This window comes from Pseudoxanthomonas koreensis, from assembly GCF_041890415.1.
Lineage (GTDB): Bacteria > Pseudomonadota > Gammaproteobacteria > Xanthomonadales > Xanthomonadaceae > Pseudoxanthomonas > Pseudoxanthomonas koreensis_A.
In genome coordinates, this window is record NZ_CP169056.1 from 2534585 (window position 1) to 2552341 (window position 17757).

At 70.4% G+C, this 17757-nt stretch carries 16 protein-coding genes; 10 read left to right on the forward strand and 6 right to left on the reverse strand.

The window, feature by feature from the left end:
• The first annotated feature begins 68 nt into the window (after positions 1–68).
• From ACEJ41_RS11570 to ACEJ41_RS11590, 5 genes are all read left to right on the forward strand, one after another.
• A complete protein-coding gene (locus ACEJ41_RS11570) occupies positions 69–737 on the forward strand; it encodes a hypothetical protein (RefSeq protein ID WP_374012418.1) in 669 nt (222 codons plus the stop codon).
• Positions 734–2047 carry a hypothetical protein gene (locus ACEJ41_RS11575; protein WP_374012419.1) on the forward strand — a complete coding sequence of 438 codons (1314 nt, stop codon included), beginning with the start codon at positions 734–736 and terminating at the stop codon, positions 2045–2047. The genes ACEJ41_RS11570 and ACEJ41_RS11575 overlap by 4 nt, the downstream gene beginning before the upstream one ends.
• 23 nt (positions 2048–2070) lie before the next feature.
• Positions 2071–2556, forward strand: coding sequence for a hypothetical protein (locus ACEJ41_RS11580; protein WP_374012420.1), 486 nt, complete (start codon positions 2071–2073; stop codon positions 2554–2556).
• A gap of 140 nt (positions 2557–2696) precedes the next feature.
• Positions 2697–3920: an HD-GYP domain-containing protein gene (locus tag ACEJ41_RS11585; protein WP_374012421.1), complete on the forward strand. Its 1224-nt coding sequence runs from the start codon at positions 2697–2699 to the stop codon at positions 3918–3920.
• A gap of 77 nt (positions 3921–3997) precedes the next feature.
• The gene (locus ACEJ41_RS11590) at positions 3998–4465 is read left to right on the forward strand and encodes a hypothetical protein (protein ID WP_374012422.1); all 468 of its coding nucleotides are present in this window, start codon (positions 3998–4000) and stop codon (positions 4463–4465) included.
• A gap of 114 nt (positions 4466–4579) precedes the next feature.
• On the opposite strand, the gene ACEJ41_RS11595 is transcribed toward ACEJ41_RS11590, so the two are convergent.
• The 3 genes from ACEJ41_RS11595 to yihA all read right to left on the reverse strand — a co-directional run bounded on the left by ACEJ41_RS11595 (position 4580) and on the right by yihA (position 9401).
• Positions 4580–5971, reverse strand: a complete 1392-nt coding sequence (locus ACEJ41_RS11595) for a glutamate--cysteine ligase (protein WP_374012423.1) — start codon at positions 5969–5971, stop codon at positions 4580–4582.
• Between the two features lie 180 nt (positions 5972–6151).
• Complete coding sequence (locus ACEJ41_RS11600; RefSeq protein WP_374012424.1) at positions 6152–8641, reverse strand: cation-translocating P-type ATPase; 2490 nt, start codon at positions 8639–8641, stop codon at positions 6152–6154.
• A gap of 130 nt (positions 8642–8771) precedes the next feature.
• Positions 8772–9401: a ribosome biogenesis GTP-binding protein YihA/YsxC gene (gene yihA / locus ACEJ41_RS11605; RefSeq protein WP_374012425.1), complete on the reverse strand. Its 630-nt coding sequence runs from the start codon at positions 9399–9401 to the stop codon at positions 8772–8774.
• A 159-nt stretch (positions 9402–9560) separates the two neighbouring features.
• Here yihA and ACEJ41_RS11610 point away from each other — a divergent pair, with 159 nt between their 5' ends.
• The 4 genes from ACEJ41_RS11610 (at position 9561) to ACEJ41_RS11625 (ending at position 12862) form a co-directional block, all read left to right on the forward strand.
• On the forward strand, positions 9561–10349 hold the full coding sequence (locus tag ACEJ41_RS11610; protein ID WP_374012426.1) for a cytochrome c: 789 nt from the start codon (positions 9561–9563) through the stop codon (positions 10347–10349).
• A gap of 137 nt (positions 10350–10486) precedes the next feature.
• Positions 10487–11128 carry a thiol:disulfide interchange protein DsbA/DsbL gene (locus ACEJ41_RS11615; RefSeq protein WP_374014134.1) on the forward strand — a complete coding sequence of 214 codons (642 nt, stop codon included), beginning with the start codon at positions 10487–10489 and terminating at the stop codon, positions 11126–11128.
• A 43-nt stretch (positions 11129–11171) separates the two neighbouring features.
• On the forward strand, positions 11172–12014 hold the full coding sequence (locus ACEJ41_RS11620; RefSeq protein WP_374012427.1) for a thiol:disulfide interchange protein DsbA/DsbL: 843 nt from the start codon (positions 11172–11174) through the stop codon (positions 12012–12014).
• Between the two features lie 92 nt (positions 12015–12106).
• Positions 12107–12862, forward strand: a complete 756-nt coding sequence (locus ACEJ41_RS11625) for an endonuclease/exonuclease/phosphatase family protein (protein WP_374014135.1) — start codon at positions 12107–12109, stop codon at positions 12860–12862.
• Positions 12863–13221: 359 nt separating this feature from the next.
• Here ACEJ41_RS11625 and ACEJ41_RS11630 read toward each other — a convergent pair whose 3' ends face one another.
• Positions 13222–13998, reverse strand: a complete 777-nt coding sequence (locus ACEJ41_RS11630) for an SDR family oxidoreductase (protein WP_374012428.1) — start codon at positions 13996–13998, stop codon at positions 13222–13224.
• Positions 13999–14040: 42 nt separating this feature from the next.
• Here ACEJ41_RS11630 and ACEJ41_RS11635 point away from each other — a divergent pair, with 42 nt between their 5' ends.
• Positions 14041–14271, forward strand: coding sequence for a hypothetical protein (locus ACEJ41_RS11635; protein WP_374012429.1), 231 nt, complete (start codon positions 14041–14043; stop codon positions 14269–14271).
• A 95-nt stretch (positions 14272–14366) separates the two neighbouring features.
• Here ACEJ41_RS11635 and sppA read toward each other — a convergent pair whose 3' ends face one another.
• Entirely contained in the window at positions 14367–16271 is a 1905-nt protein-coding gene (gene sppA / locus ACEJ41_RS11640; RefSeq protein WP_374012430.1) for a signal peptide peptidase SppA, read from the reverse strand.
• A gap of 67 nt (positions 16272–16338) precedes the next feature.
• Positions 16339–17736 carry an MATE family efflux transporter gene (locus tag ACEJ41_RS11645; protein ID WP_374012431.1) on the reverse strand — a complete coding sequence of 466 codons (1398 nt, stop codon included), beginning with the start codon at positions 17734–17736 and terminating at the stop codon, positions 16339–16341.
• Between the last annotated feature and the right edge of the window lie 21 nt (positions 17737–17757).

Below are 17757 nucleotides of genomic sequence, written 5' to 3' on the forward strand. Positions count from 1 at the left end.
CGACAAACAGTGATCGGCGCCAGGACGAGATACACGCGGCCCCGGCCGCCAAGGAAGGGAAATCGGACATGCACCTGAACACGATCGCGTTGCTGCTGGCCGGATGCCTGCTGCTGGCCGGATGCAACGCACCCTCCGTGGCGCCCGCCACGGCAGAGCCTTCCGCACGCCAACCCGAGGAGCCTGCCGTGGAGCCGACAGCTTCCGAACCGGAGCCGCCCCTGCCCAAGGGCCCGGTGCTGACGCCTGAACAGGTGTGGGACAAGCTGCTGGCCATGATCGATGCGATCGGCCAGCGCGAAGACCTCAACCAGCAGCACATCGAACAGGCGATCGGGCTGACGCTCCACCAGCCCCCCGGCGAGCCGCACGCCAAGCGTGCCCATGGTGATACCACCGCAGGCTGGGGCTATCTGTTCAGCCTGAGCCAGTTCACGGAAGAGGACATACGCATGTCGTTCCTTCCTTACCACCCGGACGCGGATGGGCAGGGCAACTCCCCCACCTGCACCTGGCGGACCGAGGAACTGCGGGCCGCGCTGCGTGAACGCGGATTTGACGAACAGGACATGACGGTCCAGGGGGCACTCTATTTCAACTGGCAGTATGTCCGCGGCCCCATGGTGGTGGGCGTGCGCTACTACTTCAATGAGCAGAGGTTCGACTTCAGCAATACCTGTGTCCACCATGTCCGGGTCTCCTTCGTGATCCCGGAGTTCTACCGGGGGGCGGAGTGAGCGACCGGGACTCGCCCTTCCAGGGCTTCGCACGAGCCGGCGGGAGCAAGCAACAGCTGGAGATGCTGGCCGCGGCGCTTCGGCAGTCGCCGAAGTTGAACGCCATGGCGTCACGCGCAATGGCCGGGGGTGATTTCCAGAGGCTTTCGCAGTTCGAATCGGAAACGCGGCTGGGCCAGTATTCGACTCGTTATCGCGAGATCGCGATTGAATCCGGCTTGCTCAAGGGGCCGATGAATCGGGAGAACCTTGATCGACTCACCAACACCTTTGCGCACGAGCTCTCGCATGCGGCCAATCGCCAGGAGATGTTTGAGTTCAGCATCCGGGTCGAGCACGACGCCTTTGGCCTTGCGGAACAACCTGGTCCTCGCGACGGCACGGACCTGGTGCGGGAGTACATCGACAAGGGACGCGAGCAGGAGACGCTGGCCGAGCTCGCCGGCATCAATGCCCTGGCCGACCGGATGCGCAACGAGGGGCGTGGGGATGTGACCGAGGCGGAACTGGCAGAGCGGCTGCATGCGGCCGGTGGCCACGACCTCGTTGATCAATCCGGGTCCGAGTTTCGCTTCAAACCGGGCATCACCTTCGACCCCGTCAGCCAGAGCGTGCCGGCCACGCCGGAGAACATCGAGACAGTGGCACAGCTCTTCTTCGACGTGGACCGGGGAGACCGGGGCTACCGTGAGTTCTATGCCGCTGCCGCGATCAGCGCGCTGGCGCGTGGCGAGGCGGCTTATCGGTACCACAATCCCTGGGCCAGGGTGGGACAAACCCGGATCGACCTGGCCGCACTGGGCGTGGATCCGGATGTGCTGCGCAAGCAGGAGTTCGACTTCGGCGAGCCTCCGGTCGGGCCGTACCACTTCGTCGACAGCAGTCACGGCGGCAGCCGCTACGTGGACGTGGCACATACCGGCCCCAGACGATCAGGGGCCCCATCGGCTGCGCCCGAGCCGGGCACCCGGATGCACGCTGATCATCCGCCGCCGAGGCAGGAAGAGACTGCGGCGACCGCCCGTCCTGGAGCGGCGGTTGCCCAGCCGGATGTGGAGCGCTTCTTTCGCGCACTGGAGGCCGGGGATGAAGCGACGGCGCGAGAGGCAGCGATGGCGTTTGCAAACTCCGCCGCCGGGCGGACGTTGGCCGAGGAGGTGGAAGGCCAGGTGCTCGCCGGATACAGGAGGCAGGCCCGCTCACATCCGCTTGAACACAGCCTGGACCAGTTGGCGGCAGACGCCCGCCTGCAGGAGGCGGCGACAGCCGCGCGTGAGCAGCAGGCGCCAGCCATGGCCCTGGACCGGTAACCGACCATCAGGAAGGGGGCACGATGCAGGACCCGGACGCGATCCTCAACAGGATGGTGCTGGCGGCAGGCCGGATTGATGCGTTGCTTGAACTGCTGCACAGGCAGGCGCGGGAAAGCCAGTCCGCGATCGAGGCGACGCGGGAGGCACAGGAAGCCCGGTTCCAGCACACCCTGGCCCGGGCGCTGGAACAGCACCAAGCGCAGATTGACGCGGCGCTCCAGCCGAAGGTCGCCTGGGCCTGGAAGGTGCTGATCACCACGACCGTCGGCATCGCCCTGCTGTTGGGCGCAGGTGCGATGCTGCTCCGGCACTCGCACCAGCGGCTGCAGGCCGCAGAGGCCAGGGCGGCGGCGGCCGAGGTCGATGCCGAGGTGATGCAGGCACTGGGCCGTGTCCGGATCACGTCATGCGGTGGCCGACCCTGCGTGTTGATGGACCGCAACCTGCCCACGTGGAAGGCGGCGCAGGGTGAGTTCGTATTGCTCGGCGACAACCCCGCACCCTGAGCCACTGCCCGCGACATGCACTGCGGCGAGCCAGCGCGCCAGCAGATTGAACGCTGGCGCCGGCTAAAGTCGCACCCCCACCAGCCGATACCGTCGCGCCGGCCCCGCGCATCCGGGTGCCAGACGGATGCTCGTGAAACATGCGCAAGACGATTCGGGTGGGCCAGCTTCGACCGGGAATGTACGTGCAGCGCGTGCACGGACCATGGCTGCAACATCCGTACTGGCGTGCGTCGTTCACCGCCAGCGAGCGCGACGTGGAACGCCTGCTTGGCAGCGATGTGGAGGCGTTGGATATCGACACCAGCCGCGGCGCCGACGTGGATGCCGCGCCGGTACGCGGTATCGACCCGGCCGTGGACGCTGCGCCGGACGTCGCCACCGGAGGCGTGGAGCCCGCGAGCGCCGGCCCGCGCGCTCCCACCCCGGCGCCGGACCTGGCAACCGAACTGAGCCGCGCCCGGCGCATCTGCCAGGCCGGCCGCGAGGCGGTGGAGGCGATGTTCCGCGAGGTCCGCCTGGGCCGCACCATCGATCCGGAAGCGGCCATGCCGCTGGCCCGGGAGATCGCCGCCTCGGTCGACCGCCACCCGGGTGCCCTGATCGGGATCGCCCGGCTCAAGACGGCCGATGATTACACCTACCTGCACTCGGTCGCGGTCAGCGCGCTGATGGGCTCGCTGGCGCGACAGATGGGCCTGCCCGACGAGGAGTGCCAGCAGGCCGCGCTGGGCGGATTGCTGCACGACATGGGCAAGGCGCGGATGCCGCAGGACATCCTCAACAAGCCCTCCAGCCTGACCGACGCCGAGTTCGCGGTGATGCGCACCCACCCCGAGGAGGGCGAGCGCCTGCTGCGCGACAGCGGCGTGGAGAACGGCGCGGTGCTGCACATGGTGCGCCACCACCATGAACGCTTCGACGGCGCGGGCTATCCGCTGCGCCTGCCCGGCGGCGAGATTCCGCTGCTGACCCGGATGAGCACGGTATGCGACGTGTACGACGCGGTCACCTCCAACCGCCCGTACAAGGAGGGCTGGGACCCGGGCGAGGCGCTGCGGCGCATGGCCACCTGGAAGGGCCAGTTCGACCCGGCGGTGCTCAAGGCCTTCATCGCCACGGTGGGCATCTACCCGATCGGGACCCTGGTGCGGCTGTCCAGCGACCGGTTGGCGGTGGTGATCGAGCAGAACCCGGCGCTGTCGACGCCGAAAGTGCGCGTCTTCCACTCCGCGCGCACGCGCAGCCACTTGCTGGTGCACGACCTGGACCTGGCCGCAGCCGACTGCGCCGACCACATCACCGGGCTTGAATCGCCGCGCCAATGGGGCTTTCGCGACCTGGACAAGCTGTGGGCACCCTGACGCCCGTCGACGGATGCTGGACACCGGCAGCCTCCGGCCCGGACAATCGCGGACCCATCCAAGCCAGGGACCGGTCCATGAACCGCCTTCGTTGCGTCCACATCCCCTTCCTCCTGAGCCTGATCGTGGCCACTGCGCTGGCCGCCGGCTGCACCGCCAGCGAGGGCCCGGCCGGGTCCGCGCCGGCAGCCGAGCAGGCTACCCGCACGCTCGCCACCGCCGCCCTGGATCCGCTGCTGGCGCAGCCCAAGGTCGGCGACCTGTGGGCTTCGGAACTGTCGCATTTCTCGGTTGGCGAGTTCTCCGACAGCGGCCGCGAGCACGACACCGTGTTCGGCCTGATGAAGGTGGTCGACACGTCCGACGAGAACATCGTGCTGATCACCGAGACCGGCGCCTGGCCGAAGAAGCAGGGCGCCATCAACGACCTGCGCGGCGACCTGGCCGACATCGAGTGGGACGAGAAGGAGCGCATCACGGTGCGCCGCTCGGAGCTCGCCGAGCTGGTCGGTGCCGGCCGCATCATCGAGACGCGTCGCCTCTGACCTGGCCGCCGCCGGCCCACGCGGCCGCGCGCAACCACCAGGCGTAATCCCCAGCAGCCGCGGCCATGCGCCGCGGCGTACCGTTGCGGCGTGTCGTTGCGGCGGGCCAGTGCGTCAGTACGCGAAGTCGGCGAACACCCGGTCGATATCGCCCTGCCACGGGCCGTGGAACAGCTCCAGCTTGCGCTCGGCCGCGGTCTGCCCGGCTTCGACCATTTCGATCAGCGGATCCAGGAAGCCGCACTCGTCCACGCCATCGGCATTGAGTGCGGCGCGGCGGCGCAGCCCGGCGCTGGAAATCTTCAGCGCCTCGGCCGCCAGCTCGCGCACCGTGGCCGTGCCCCGGCCCATGCGCACCGGCAACTTCATTGCCTGCCGGGGCACGCCGTCGCGCAGTGCATGGCGCTCGGCGGCGGTGTAATCGCGCACCAGCTCCCATGCCGCGTCCAGCGCCGCATCGTCGTACAGCAGCCCCACCCAGAACGCGGACAGCGCGCACAGCCGGTTCCACGAGCCGGCGTCGGCGCCGCGCATCTCCAGGAATTTCTTCAGCCGCACCTCGGGGAAGGCGGTGGTCATGTGGTCGGACCAGTCGCGCAGGGTCGGCAGCTGGCCGGGCAGCACGTCCAGGCGGCCGGCCAGGAAGTCGCGGAACGACTTGCCCGAGGCATCGACGTAGGCGCCATCGCGGTAGCTGAAATACATCGGCACATCGAGCACGTAATCGATGTAGCGCTCGTAGCCGAAGCCGTCCTCGAACACGAAGTCGAGCATGCCGGTGCGGTCGCGGTCGGTATCGGTCCAGATGTGCGAGCGGTAACTGAGGAAGCCGTTGGGCCGCCCTTCGGTGAACGGCGAATCGGCGAACAGCGCGGTGGCCACAGGCTGCAGCGCCAGCGAGGTGCGGAACTTCTTCACCATGTCCGCTTCGCTGGCGTAGTCCAGGTTGACCTGCACCGTGCAGGTGCGGGTCATCATGTCCAGGCCCAGGGTGCCGACCTTGGGCATGTAGTCGCGCATGATCCGGTAGCGGCCCTTGGGCATCCATGGCATGTCCTGGCGCCGCCACTTGGGCTGGAAGCCCATGCCCAGGAAGCCGATGCCGAGCGGGTCGGCCACCTGCCGCACCTCGTCCAGGTGGGTGCCCACCTCCACGCAGGTCTGGTGGATGGACTCCAGTGGCGCACCTGACAGTTCCAGCTGGCCGGCCGGCTCCAGGCTGACCGAGGCGGCGTCGCGCAGCAACGCGATGGTGCGCGGCGGCTGCCCGTCCACGCTCTCGCGCACCGGCTCCCAGCCGAATCGGGTCATGCCCTCCAGCAGGGCCTGGATGCCGCGTTCGCCCTCGAACGCCGGCGGCCGCAGGTCATCGAGGCGGAAACCGAACTTCTCGTGCTCGGTGCCGATGCGCCAGTCGGCCCTGGGCTTTTCGCCGGAAGCGACGTACTCCAGCAACTGCATGCGTTCGGTGATCGGGGTATCGGCGGTGTGGCTGGGGCTCGACATGCGGATCGCTCTGGCTGGGGACGCGCGCCCGACCTGGCCGGCGCGCGCGAACGGCATTATGGATCGCCACGCACCGGCATGGCATTCCGGCGCTGGAACACTGGCGCGACGCCGGTGGGCACGGTGGGCGGGTGCATGCGGTGGCTGGCGTGGCGGGCCGGCGACTGAAATGCACCACGCTCACACAGACCGCGGTACCGACTGGTTGCGGCGCCTGCCGCGCCCCGCCCGCGCAGTGAACAGCAGTGCCACGCAGCCGGTGGCGATGCCGGCGGCCGACACCAGCATCCAGTCGCGCAGGCCCAGCGGCCGCAGGTGCACCCAGTCGGCCAGCGCCGGCACCTGCACCAGCAGCACCAGCGAGGCCAGCGACCCCAGCGCGACCACCCACGCCGTGCGCGAGGCCAGGCGCGACAGGACCGCGGTGATCGTGACGCTGGCCAACACCAGCGTGGCCATCGTCAGGGTGCGTGCATGCGTCGCATCTCCTGCCGCCATGCCGCTGCGATAGACCAGCAGCATCGCAGCGGTCACCGCCAGGCCGGTGAGCACGATCGCGGCCCAGGCCCGGCGCCCGAAGAAGGAGGCGCGCCCGCCGCGATCGGCCGGGGCCATGCGCCCGGGGGGCGGCGGGTCCTGGAACACCAGCAGCGCGGTGGGATGGATCAGCAACTCCACCCAGACGATATGGATCGGCAGGTATAGCAGCGGCTGGCCCGCCAGCGGCACGAGCGCGGCGGTGAGCACCAGCGGCAGGTGGACCATCAGCAGGTAGGCGAAGCTCGACTGCAGGTTGCGGAACAGCTGCCGGCCCTCGGCGATCGCGCCGACGATGGTGCGGAAGTTGTCGTCGAGCAGCACGATCGACGCGACCTCGCGGCTGCTCTGCGAACCCGAGCCGCCCATCGCGATGCCGATGTCGGCCGCCTGCAGGGCCGGCGCGTCGTTCACGCCGTCGCCAGTGACCGCGACGATCTCGCCCCGCCGCTGCAGGCGCTGCACCAGTTCGAGCTTTTGCGCCGGCACCGCGCGCGCCACCACGTCGACCGCGGCCAGCGCATCGTCGGCCTGGCCGAGCTCGTCCATGGTCGACACCCGCGGATCGCCATCGCCCAATCCCGCTTCCCGCGCGATTGCCCGCGCGGTGCCGGGGTGGTCGCCGGTGACCATGATCACGCGGATACCCGCCTGCGCGCAGGCGCGTACCGCCTCGCGCACGCCCGGGCGCAGCGGATCTGCGAACACCAGCAGGCCGCCGAAGGTGAACCCGTCGCCCGGCTCGTCGGCGCCTGCATCGAAGGCCTCCAGCGCGCGCGAGGCGATGGCGATGACCTTGTGGCCGACGTCGGCGTGGCCGGCGACCTCGGCGCGCCATGACGCGCGTTCGGACTCCGGCATCGCGCACAGGTCGAGCACCGTCTCCGGCGCGCCCTTGGTGACCGCAAGCACCCCGCCTGCGTCGTCGACGTGGAGCGCGGTCTCGCGACGGCGCCCCTCGGTAAACGGATACACGTGGACAGGGTCCGCCGTCTGGTCCGTCGCTCCCTCCGCACCCGGTGCGGCAAGCGCCAGGATCGCGATGTCGAGCGGATCGCCGCTGTCGGCGCGACAGGCCAGCGCCGACAGCCGCGCCAGCGCCTCGCCATCCATCCCGGCAGCCGGCTGCCGGTGGACCAGCGCAAGCCGGCCTTCGGTCATGGTGCCGGTCTTGTCCGAACAGACGCACGTGACCCGGCCGATGTTCTCCACCGCCACCGCGCGCCGCACCAGCGCCTGGCGCCGCGCCAGCCGGTAGACGCCGGCGCCGAGGAAGAAGGTGAACACCACCGGGAATTCTTCCGGCAGGGCCGCGACCGCCAGCGTCACCGCGCTGAGCAGCGCATCGACCACGCCATGGCCCTGGTACAGGCGGATCGCCGCCAGCAGCACGCACAGCACCAGCGCGGCCACCAGCAGCTTGCTGACCAGGCGCGTGATCGCCTGCTGCAGCGGCGTGCGTGCCTGGGTGCCCTGCACGGTCAGGCGCACGATCTCGCCGTAGAGGGTCTGGGCGCCGGTGTAGGCGATGCGGATGCGGGCCGTGCCGGTGAGCAGGCGCGTGCCGGCGGCGACCCAGTGCGACGGGTCCTCGGCCTGCGCACCGGCTTCGTATGAGCGTTTGGAGACCGGCAGCGATTCCCCGCTCAGCATCGATTCGTCCACCTGCAGGTGTTCGCCCGAATGCACCAGCGCATCGGCCGGAATCGCCTCGCCCGCGACTATCTCGACCAGATCGCCCGGGACCAGCTCGCCGGCGGGCAGGGACGTCCATGCGCCATCGCGCAACACCCGGGCCGAACTGGCCAGTCGGCTGGCCAGTCCCTGGGTCGAGGCCTGGGTGCGCCGGTGCAGGTAGAGGTCCATTCCCACCAGCGGCACCACGGCCGCCAGCAGGATGATCGCTTCGACGCGGTCGCCCAGCCAGGCGAACAGGCATGCGGTGCCGAGCAGGAACCACAGCATCGGATCGCGCAGGGTGTCGCGCGCGAGCATCCACCAGGTCGGCGGCGCCGCCTCGACGATGTCGTTGCGCCCGTGGCGCGCGCGGCGGCCAGCCGCGTCGGCCTCGGTCAACCCGGCATCGGTGCCGAGCAGCCCTTCCAGCCGCCCGGACGGAATCTTCGCGTGCATATCCCCTTACCCTGGTGACGGGAGGACCAGGACCGCGCAATCCGGTGGACGGCGGCTGGCCTCGCAAGCCCATCATCCACGGCCAGCGCTTCCCCGGGTAGCGGCCGGGTTCGGCCCGCCCCGGGCCGGGTCAGGCCTGGGCCGGCGGCGCCCCGGTCGGCCCCAGGCCCAGCCAGCCGGCCACGACCGCACGGGCCTCGTCCACCCCTTGCTTGGATTCGCCGGAGAACGTCTGCACGCTGACCGTGTCGCCGAAGGCACTGGACAGCTCGCGGCGCACGGCGGCCAGTGCCTGCATCTGCTGGCCACGGCCAAGCTTGTCGGCCTTGGTCAGCAAGGCATGCGCCGGCAGGCCGCGGGACACGGCGTAGCCAAGCATCTGGCGGTCGTATTCCTTGAGCGGATGGCGGATGTCCATCACCACCACCAGGCCCTTCAATGCCTCGCGGGTGCGGAAATAGCGGTCGAGGAAGGCCTGCCAGTGCGCCTGCAGGTCCTGCGGCACCTTGGCGTAGCCGTAGCCGGGCAGGTCCACCAGGCAGTGCTGCGGCTCCACCTCGAAGAACACCAGCTGCTGGGTGCGGCCAGGCGTCTTGGATACCCGCGCCAGCGCGTTCTGCCGGGTCAGCGCATTGAGCGCGCTGGACTTGCCGGCGTTGGAGCGGCCGGCGAATGCGACCTCGTAGCCGCCATCGGGCGGCAGTTGCGCAGGCGTGTGCGCCGCGCCCAGGTAATGGGCTTTTTCGAGCGGACTGGACATGCGCATAGGATCGCACGCCACGCGCGCTGGTGGCGGCCGCGTCGGTGCGGGCCGGCGCCGCGAAGCGGGCTTCATTGACCGTGCAGCCCCGGCTTGGGGATAATCCGGGTGTTTCGCGGCCGTTCAAGGTCGCGCCATCGGTTCCCCCGGAGCTCCAGCATGCGCCACGCTCGCGTTATCGCCCTTGCCGGTCTGGCCATCGCGGCCACCGCCGCCGTCGCCTATGCCGCCCAGACCACGGTGGTACCGGTGCCGGACAATGCACCGGTTGAATCGGCGCCGCTGGAAGTGGACCTGAGCAAGACCCACTGGGGGGACGCCGAGGCTGGTGCCACCAAGGCCACGGCCTGCGCCGCCTGCCACGGTGCCGATGGCAACTCGGAAAACCCGATGTACCCGCGCATCGCCGGCCAGAGCGAGCGCTACATGGCGCGCCAGCTTGCCCTGTTCGCCAGCGGCGAGCGCCACAGCGGCCTGGCCGCGGTGATGGCCCCGTTCGCGCAGATGCTCAGCCCGCAGGACATGCGCGACGTGGCCGCGTTCTACGCGACCCAGAAGGCCGGCGCCGGCGTGGCCGACGATGCGCTGATCACCGAGGGCCGCTACGAGGGCCTGAAGTTCTACGAAGTGGGCGAGAAGCTCTACCGCGGCGGCGACCCGGAGCGCGGGATCCCGGCCTGCCTGGCCTGCCACGGCCCGGCCGGCACCGGCAACCCGGGCCCGGCCTACCCGCACGTGGGCGGGCAGATGGCCGACTACACCGCGCGCCGCCTGCAGGAGTACCAGGCCGGGGTGACCAGCGAGAAGGACCCGGCCCTGTTCAACATCATGGCCGAGGTCGCCAACGGCTTGACCGAACAGGAAATCGGCGCCCTGGCCAGTTACCTGCAGGGCCTGCACGACCGCGCCGACGACGTGGTCCAGGCCGGCACGCCGCCGCGCCCGTGAACTTTCGCGGCCCGGCCGCGGTCACACCCATGCAGTCTCTCCTCTTTAGCACTTTTGCGCCGGCCCCTGGCCGGCGCGGTTTTTTCCGCCGTGCCGCGCCGCCGCCCACCGGATCGCCGCTCCATGCGCCTGCCATGATGAAACCGCTGATCACCGGATTGCTGTTCGCCGCGCTGGCCTGGTTGCCGGGCGCACACGCCGCCGATGCACCGCAGGCCGGCCGCGACTATGTCGAACTCGATGCCGGCCCCTGGGCCCCGCGGGCCGGGCGGATCGAGGTGGTCGAGGTGTTCGGCTACACCTGCCCGCATTGCGCGCGCTTCGAGCCGGTGGTCCGGCAGTGGCAGGCCCGGCTGCCCGATGACGTGGACGTGGTGCGCGTTCCGGCCGCCTTCGGTGGCAGCTGGGACACGTGGGCGCGGGTGTATTTCGCCGCCGAGCACCTGGGCGTGGCCGCGCGCACCCATCGGGCGGTATTCGACGCCATCCACCGCGACGGCCTCCTGCCGCGCAATGCCACCGCGCAGGAACTGGCCACCTTCTACGCCGGGCACGGCGTCGATCCGGCGCAGTTCCGCGCCGCACTGGCCGACCCGGCAGTGGCAGCGCAGGTGAGCCGTGCAGCCAGTTTCGTCCGCGGCGCCGGGCTCGAGGGCACGCCGGCGCTGGTCGTGAACGGCCGTTACCGCGTGCTGGGCGACACTTACGACGCGGTCCTGGGCACGGCCGGATGGCTGATCGCCCGTGAACGCGCTGCAAGCGCTTCCACTTCACCCTGACGGCCATCTGGCCGATCCTGTCCCCATGCTGGAGATCCCGTCGATGAAAACGCGCCTGTGCCTGATCCTGCCGATGCTGCTGCTGGGCCTGGTGGCCTGCTCCGGTGCCGAGGCACCTCCCTCCGCGCAGGCACCGGCAACGGCTGCTGCCGAGACCCCGGCCGCCGTTGCCGACGATGCAGCCACCGCTGCGCCGACCGGCGCGGATGCGGCGGACGGCAGTGGTGCCACCACGGATGCCGCGGCTGCAGCCGCCGACGCCGCAGCGGAAGCGGCGGCTGCGCCGGCCCCGCAGCCGCCCAGCGGCCCGCGTCCGGTCGCCGGGGTGGACTATGTGGAGATCGCCAACGGCCAGCCGTTCCAGCCCGCTACCGGCAAGATCGAGGTGGCCGAGGTGTTCGGCTACACCTGCCCGCACTGCGCCCAGTTCGACCCACTGCTCAACGCGTGGAAGAAGCGCCAGCCGGCCGATGTGCAGGTGACCCTGGTGCCTGCTGCATTCGGCGGCTACTGGACGCCCTATGCCCGCGCGTTCTACACAGCCGAGGCCCTGGGCGTGCTGGAGCGCAGCCACGAGGCGATGTTCGCCGCCATCCACCTGCAGCGCAGCCTGCCGGTGAGCGCCAAGGTCGGCGCCGAGGAGCTGGCGCCGTTCTATGCCCAGTACGGAGTGGACGCCAAGCGCCTGGCCGATACCTTCAACAGCTTCGGCGTGGATGCCAAGCTCAACCGCGCGCGCCAGTTCGCCAGCCGCTCGCGGATCGAGGGCACGCCGTCGCTGGTGGTGGCCGGCAAGTACGCCATCACCGTGGACCAGCACGGCTTCGAGAAGATGCTCAACACGGCCGAATGGCTGATCGCGCAGGAGCGCGGCGGCACGCCCTGAGGATCATGAACCAGGCACGCATGGAACCCCCCGCATCACTTGCCGCCGAACTGCCCGCCGCATTGCCCCAGGGCGATGCGGCAGCGGCGCGCATGCGGACCCTGCGCCTGCTCAGTGCCAACATCCAGGCCGGCTCCAGCACCCGTCGCTACAGCGACTACGTGACCCGCAGCTGGTCGCACGCATTGCCGGCCGGGAGCAAGCGCAGCAGCCTGGACACGATTGCCCAGCTTGCCAGCGGGCACGACATCGTCGGCCTGCAGGAAAGCGACCCGGGCAGCCTGCGTTCGGGCTTCACCAACCAGACCCGCTACCTGGCCCAGCGCGCCGGCTTCCGCTTCTGGACCCACCAGCCCAACCGCAGCGTCGGCGGCGTGGCCTCCAGCGCCAACGGCCTGCTCAGCCAGATCGAGCCGGTGAGGACGGTCGAGCATGCCTTGCCGGGCCGGATCAAGGGCCGCGGGGTATTGCTGGCGCACTTCGGTTACGGCGACCACGGCCTGGCGGTGGCCGTGGCGCACCTGTCGCTGGGCGCCCGCTCGCGCATGGCGCAGTTGGCCTTCATCGCAGAACTGCTGCAGGACCATCCCAATGCAGTGCTGATGGGTGACTTCAACTGCCTGGCCGACCAGCCTGAAATGCAGGTGCTGTACCGCGCCACCGGCCTGCGTCCGCCCGAATGCGCGGTGCCCACCTTCCCGAGCTGGAAGCCGCAGCGGGCGATCGACCACATCCTGATCAGCGGCCAGTTGCGCTGTGCCGGCGCACGCGCGGTGCCCGCCGCGTTCTCGGACCACCTGGCGCTGGCGATGGCGATCGACGTGCCGGAGAGCGCCCTGCGCGCCTGAGTGCCGGCTGCGGTCGCCCGCAAGACGGGCTCCTACAAAAGGGCGGCGTGGCCGGCGATCACTCAACGGAGCGTTGCAGGCCAGGTGTAGGAGCCGGTCTTGCCGGCGACCGCGGATGGGTAACTGCCCGTGCGCGACCCAACCGTCAGGGGTCGCCCGCAAGACGGGCTCCTACAAAAGGGCGGCGTGGCCGGCGATCGCCCAACGGAGTGTCGCAGGGCCGGCGTGGCTGGCGATCGCCCAACGGAGCGTTGCAGGCCAAGTGTAGGAGCCGGTCTTGCCGGCGACCGCGAATTTGCCAGCGATCTCCGTATTGCCTGCGACCACGGCATGGGCGGGGCCAGCCATGAGCCGATGGCTCAGAAACCGTAGCGCAGGAATCCGCCATCCACTGCGATGCATTCGCCGGTGACGTAGGCCGCCGCCGGCATGCACAGGAACGCCACCGCACTGGCCACTTCCTCCGGCTCGCCGATCCGGCGCATCGGTGTGCGCTCGAGCACTTCCTCGTAGTAGTCCGGGTCGGCAAGCGGGCCGGAGGTGCGGCGGGTGCGGATGTACCACGGCGCCACCGCGTTGACCCGGATCCCGTCGGCCGCCCAATCGCAGGCCAGGTTGCGGGTCATCTGGTGCAGCGCGGCCTTGGTCATGCCGTACACCACGCCGCTGCGCACATGGGTCAGGCCGGAGACGCTGCCGACATTGACGATGCATGAGGCCGCGTGCCGCGCCAGCAACGGGTGCGCGTAGCGGGACAGCTCGAAGGCAGAAAACAGGTTGGCTTCGAATATCCCGCGCCACTCGTCCTCGGTGTAGTCGACCGCGGCCCGGGTCCGGTTGCCACCGGCGTTGTTGACCAGGATGTGCAGGCCCTCGCCACGGTCTTCCACCCAGTCCAGGATCGCCTGGCGGTCCTCATCGTCGGCAACGTCGGCGGCCATGGCCTGCACGTCCTGCGCCGGATGGCGGTCGGCCAGTTCGTCGCGCGCCTGCTGCAAGGCATCCTCGCCGCGCGCGACCAGCATCAGGTCCGCGCCCAGCGCGGCCAGCTCGTGGGCGATCGCAAGGCCGATCCCGGCACTGGCGCCGGTCACCAGTGCCACCCGCCCGTCCAGTCGCCAACGGTTGCTGTCCATGAGGCGTAGGATACCTGCCAGTCCCTTCGACGGAGCCATCCGATGCCGCTGTCCATCCGTGCAGGTTCCATCGCGGCCGCGTGCTGCGCGCTGGCCATGGCCGGGTGCCGCGCCGAGCCGCCGCCGACCGAGCAACCGCCCGAGCCACAGGCACAGACCGAACTGCGCGATGCGATCCAGGCGCCGCAGCAGAAGGCGGCCGCGGTCGAACAACTGCTGCAGGAAGGCGACGCCCGCCAGCGCGCGGCGATCGACGCGGCCGAAGGCGGCTGAGGCGCGACGCCGACGCGCGATGCCGCGATGGACCGTGCCCCTGAAATGAACGGCCCCGCCGCAGCGGGGCCATCACTTCCAGCGCGCGTGCGCGGTTACAGCCCGCAGAAGCAGTAGGCCAGCGACTTCACCGGCGTGCCGTTGCGGTCGGCCAGGGCGCGCTCGACGAAGCGCAGCTGCGCCTCGGTCTCGGGCATGGCCCTGGCCAGCGCGACGCGGGCCAGGCCCGAGTCCTGCAGCAATGCGCTGCCCACCCGGCTGGCGGCCATGCCGGACATGAACTGCGCGAACGGGGTAGCCGCCTTCTCGATGTAGCGCACGCGGTACTTGCCCTCCTCGCCCAGGGTGGCGCGCTGCGCCGCGTCGGCCACCGCATCGTCCAGGCCGCCCAGTGCGTCCACCAGGCCACGCTCGCTGGCCTGCGCGCCGCTCCATACCCGGCCACGGGCAACCTCGTCGATCGCTTCCACCGGCTTGCCGCGCGCCGCAGCCACCTTGCCGATGAAATCGGCATACCCCTTGTTGATGACCGACTGCACGATCTCGCCCACCTCCGGGTCAAGCGGCCGGGTGACGTCGAACGCGCCGGCAAAGCGGGTGGTGCCCACGCCGTCGGTGTGCACGCCGATCTTGTCCAGGCTGCGGGTGAAGTTGGGGATCAGGCCGAAGATGCCGATCGAGCCGGTGATCGTCGAAGGATCGGCATAGATCCGGTCGGCGTTCATGCTGATCCAGTACCCGCCCGACGCGGCCAGGTCGCCCATCGACACCACCACCGGCTTGCCGGCCTCCTTCAGCAGCGCCACTTCGCGCCGGATCTGCTCGGAGGCGAACACCTCGCCACCGGGCGAATCCACGCGCAGTACCACGGCCTTGACGTCGTCGTCGTCGCGCGCCTGGCGCAGCAGCGCCGAGGTCGACTCGCCGCCGATGCTCCCGGCCGGCTGGTCGCCACCGGTGATCTCGCCCGCGGCCACGATCACCGCCACCTGCGGACGCTTGTCCAGCGGCATGCGCTTGGCGTCGAGCTGCTGCAGGTAGCCGGCCAGGCCGATGCTGCGCACGCCCAGGTCGGAATCCTCGTCGGCCACGCCGCGCTCGGCCAGCAGCTCCAGCACCTGCTCGCGGGTCATCAGCCCGTCCACCAGCTTCTGCTCCAGCGCGTACTTGGCCAGGTCGCCGCCGGCGGCGGCAAGGCCGGCCGGCAACTGGTCGATGCCGGCGGCCAGCTGCGCCGGGTCGAGTCCGCGCGCGGCGGCCACGTCGGCCAGGTAGCGCTGCCACAGGTCGTTCATCCAGTACAGGTCCGCTTCCTTGGACTCGGGCGAGGCCGCATCAAGGACGAACGGCTCGGCCGCCGACTTGTATTCGCCAACCTTGAACAGGTGCACGTCCACGCCCAGCTTTTCCTGCAGGCCCTGGCGGTAGTACTGGCGGTAGCGGCCAAGGCCTTCCAGCAACAATCCGCCCATCGGATCCAGGTACACCTCGTCGGCCTGCGCCAGCAGCAGATATTGCGCCTGTCCGACGCCTTCGCCGAAGCCCACTACCTGCTTGCCGGCCGCGCGCAACCCGGCCAGCGCGCGCGCCAGCTCGCGCAGCGAGGCGTGGCCGGCGGGCTGCAGCTTGTCCAGTTGCAGCAGCACCCGCTCGATGTGCTTGTCTTCGCTGGCCGCCTCGATCGCGCGCACCAGGTCGCGCAACTGCACTTCGTCGGCGGCGCTGTCGCCCATCGCCTTGGCCAGCGCGCGGGTCACCGGATCGGCGCTGAACTGCTCCACCAGCCGCCCTTCCGGGGCGATCACCAGGGTGGTGCGCTCCTGCAGCGGCTTGATCCCGCTGCCGCGGACGACCGCTGCGGCAAAGATGATCAGCAGCAGCAACAACAGCCCGAAGAACAGCAGGTTGAGGATCAACCGGCGGGTGAAGTTCATCACGTCCCACAGGCCGACGAAGAACGCGGCGATGGGATTGCGGCGGGGCAGCGAAGGGGGGTTCATCCAGCGGGACTCCTGCGGGCACGGCCCGCTCTCTTGCGACGCAGCATAACGACTGTGCAAGCGGGTTTCATGCCCCTGAAGTCACCGTGCCGGAAGACGCGGCGGCCACCGGCGGCGGCAGGCGGTGCAGGCGGGTGGCCAGGCGCGCGCCCATCAGCACCGCCGCCGCGACCAGGCCGACGATGAGTCCGGCCCACATGCCCGGCGCGCCACCGCCGCGGTACAGGCCCAGCCAGGCGCCCAGCGACATGCCCAGGCCCCAGTACGAGGCAGCGGCCAGGAACATCGGCACCCGGGTATCGCGCAGGCCGCGCAGGGCGCCGGCCGCCATCACCTGGATCCCGTCGGGAAACTGGAATGCCGCCGCGTACAACAGCAGCACCGAGGCCAGCGTGGCCACCGCCGCATCGCGGGTGTACACCGCCACGATGGCGTCGTGGCCCAGCAGCAGGACCAGGCCCGACAGCGCCTGGGTCGCCAGCACGATCACGTAGCCTGCGCGCACCGCGCGGCGCACGCCGTGCGGGTCGCCGGCACCCAGCGCGTGACCCACGCGCACGGTGGTCGCTTCGGCCAGGCCCATCGGCACCATGAAGCACAGCGCGGCCACGTTGATCGCGATCTGGTGGGCGGCGGCCGGCACTTCCCCCAGGCGCGCGATCAGCAACGCGGTGACGATGAACAGCCCGCCCTCCATCAGCACGGTGATGCCGATCGGCAACCCGGTGCCCAGCAGCCCGCCGATCACCTGCCAGCGCGGCCACTCCCAGCGTGCGAACAGCCCCAGTGGCGCGAACCGCCGCGCGCGCGCCAGGTAGGCGGCAAAGGCCAGCGCCTGCAACCACATCACCGTGGCCGACGCTGCGCCGAGCCCGGCCGCGCCCATCTCCGGCAATGGCCCGATGCCGAAGGTCAGGAGCCAGCCCAGCGGCCCCAGCACGAGCAGCCCGCCAAACCCCAGCAGCATGGTTGGCAGCGTCCAGTGCAGGCCTTCGCTGAGGTAGCGCATGCAGAAGAACAGGATCAGCGCCGGCACGCCCCAGCGCACCGCGTGGGTGAACGCGACCGCACCAGGCACGATGTCGGCGGCGATGCCGAAGGTGCCCAGCGCCAGTGGAACCGCACTGAGGAACGCGAACATCAGCAGGCCCAGCCCGGCGCCCAGCCACAGTGCCTGCCGGAACACCGGCGCGATCTGGCCACGGCGCCCGGCGCCATCGAGCTGCGAGACCGATGCGGTCAATGCGATCAGGGTGCCGATGGGCACCATCATCGGCAGCCACAGCAGCGCGGTGCCCACGGTCACCGAGGCCAGGGTACGGGTGCCGTGGTGGCCGGCAATGACGTTGTCGACGAAGCTGATCAGGCCGGTGGACACGTGCCCGAGCACCAGCGGCAGGGCCAGGGTGGCAGTCGCGCGCAATTCGCGGCCAAGGCGCGGCGCCGGCGGGGTGGAAGGGCTCATGGGATAGCGCGGAAGACCGGA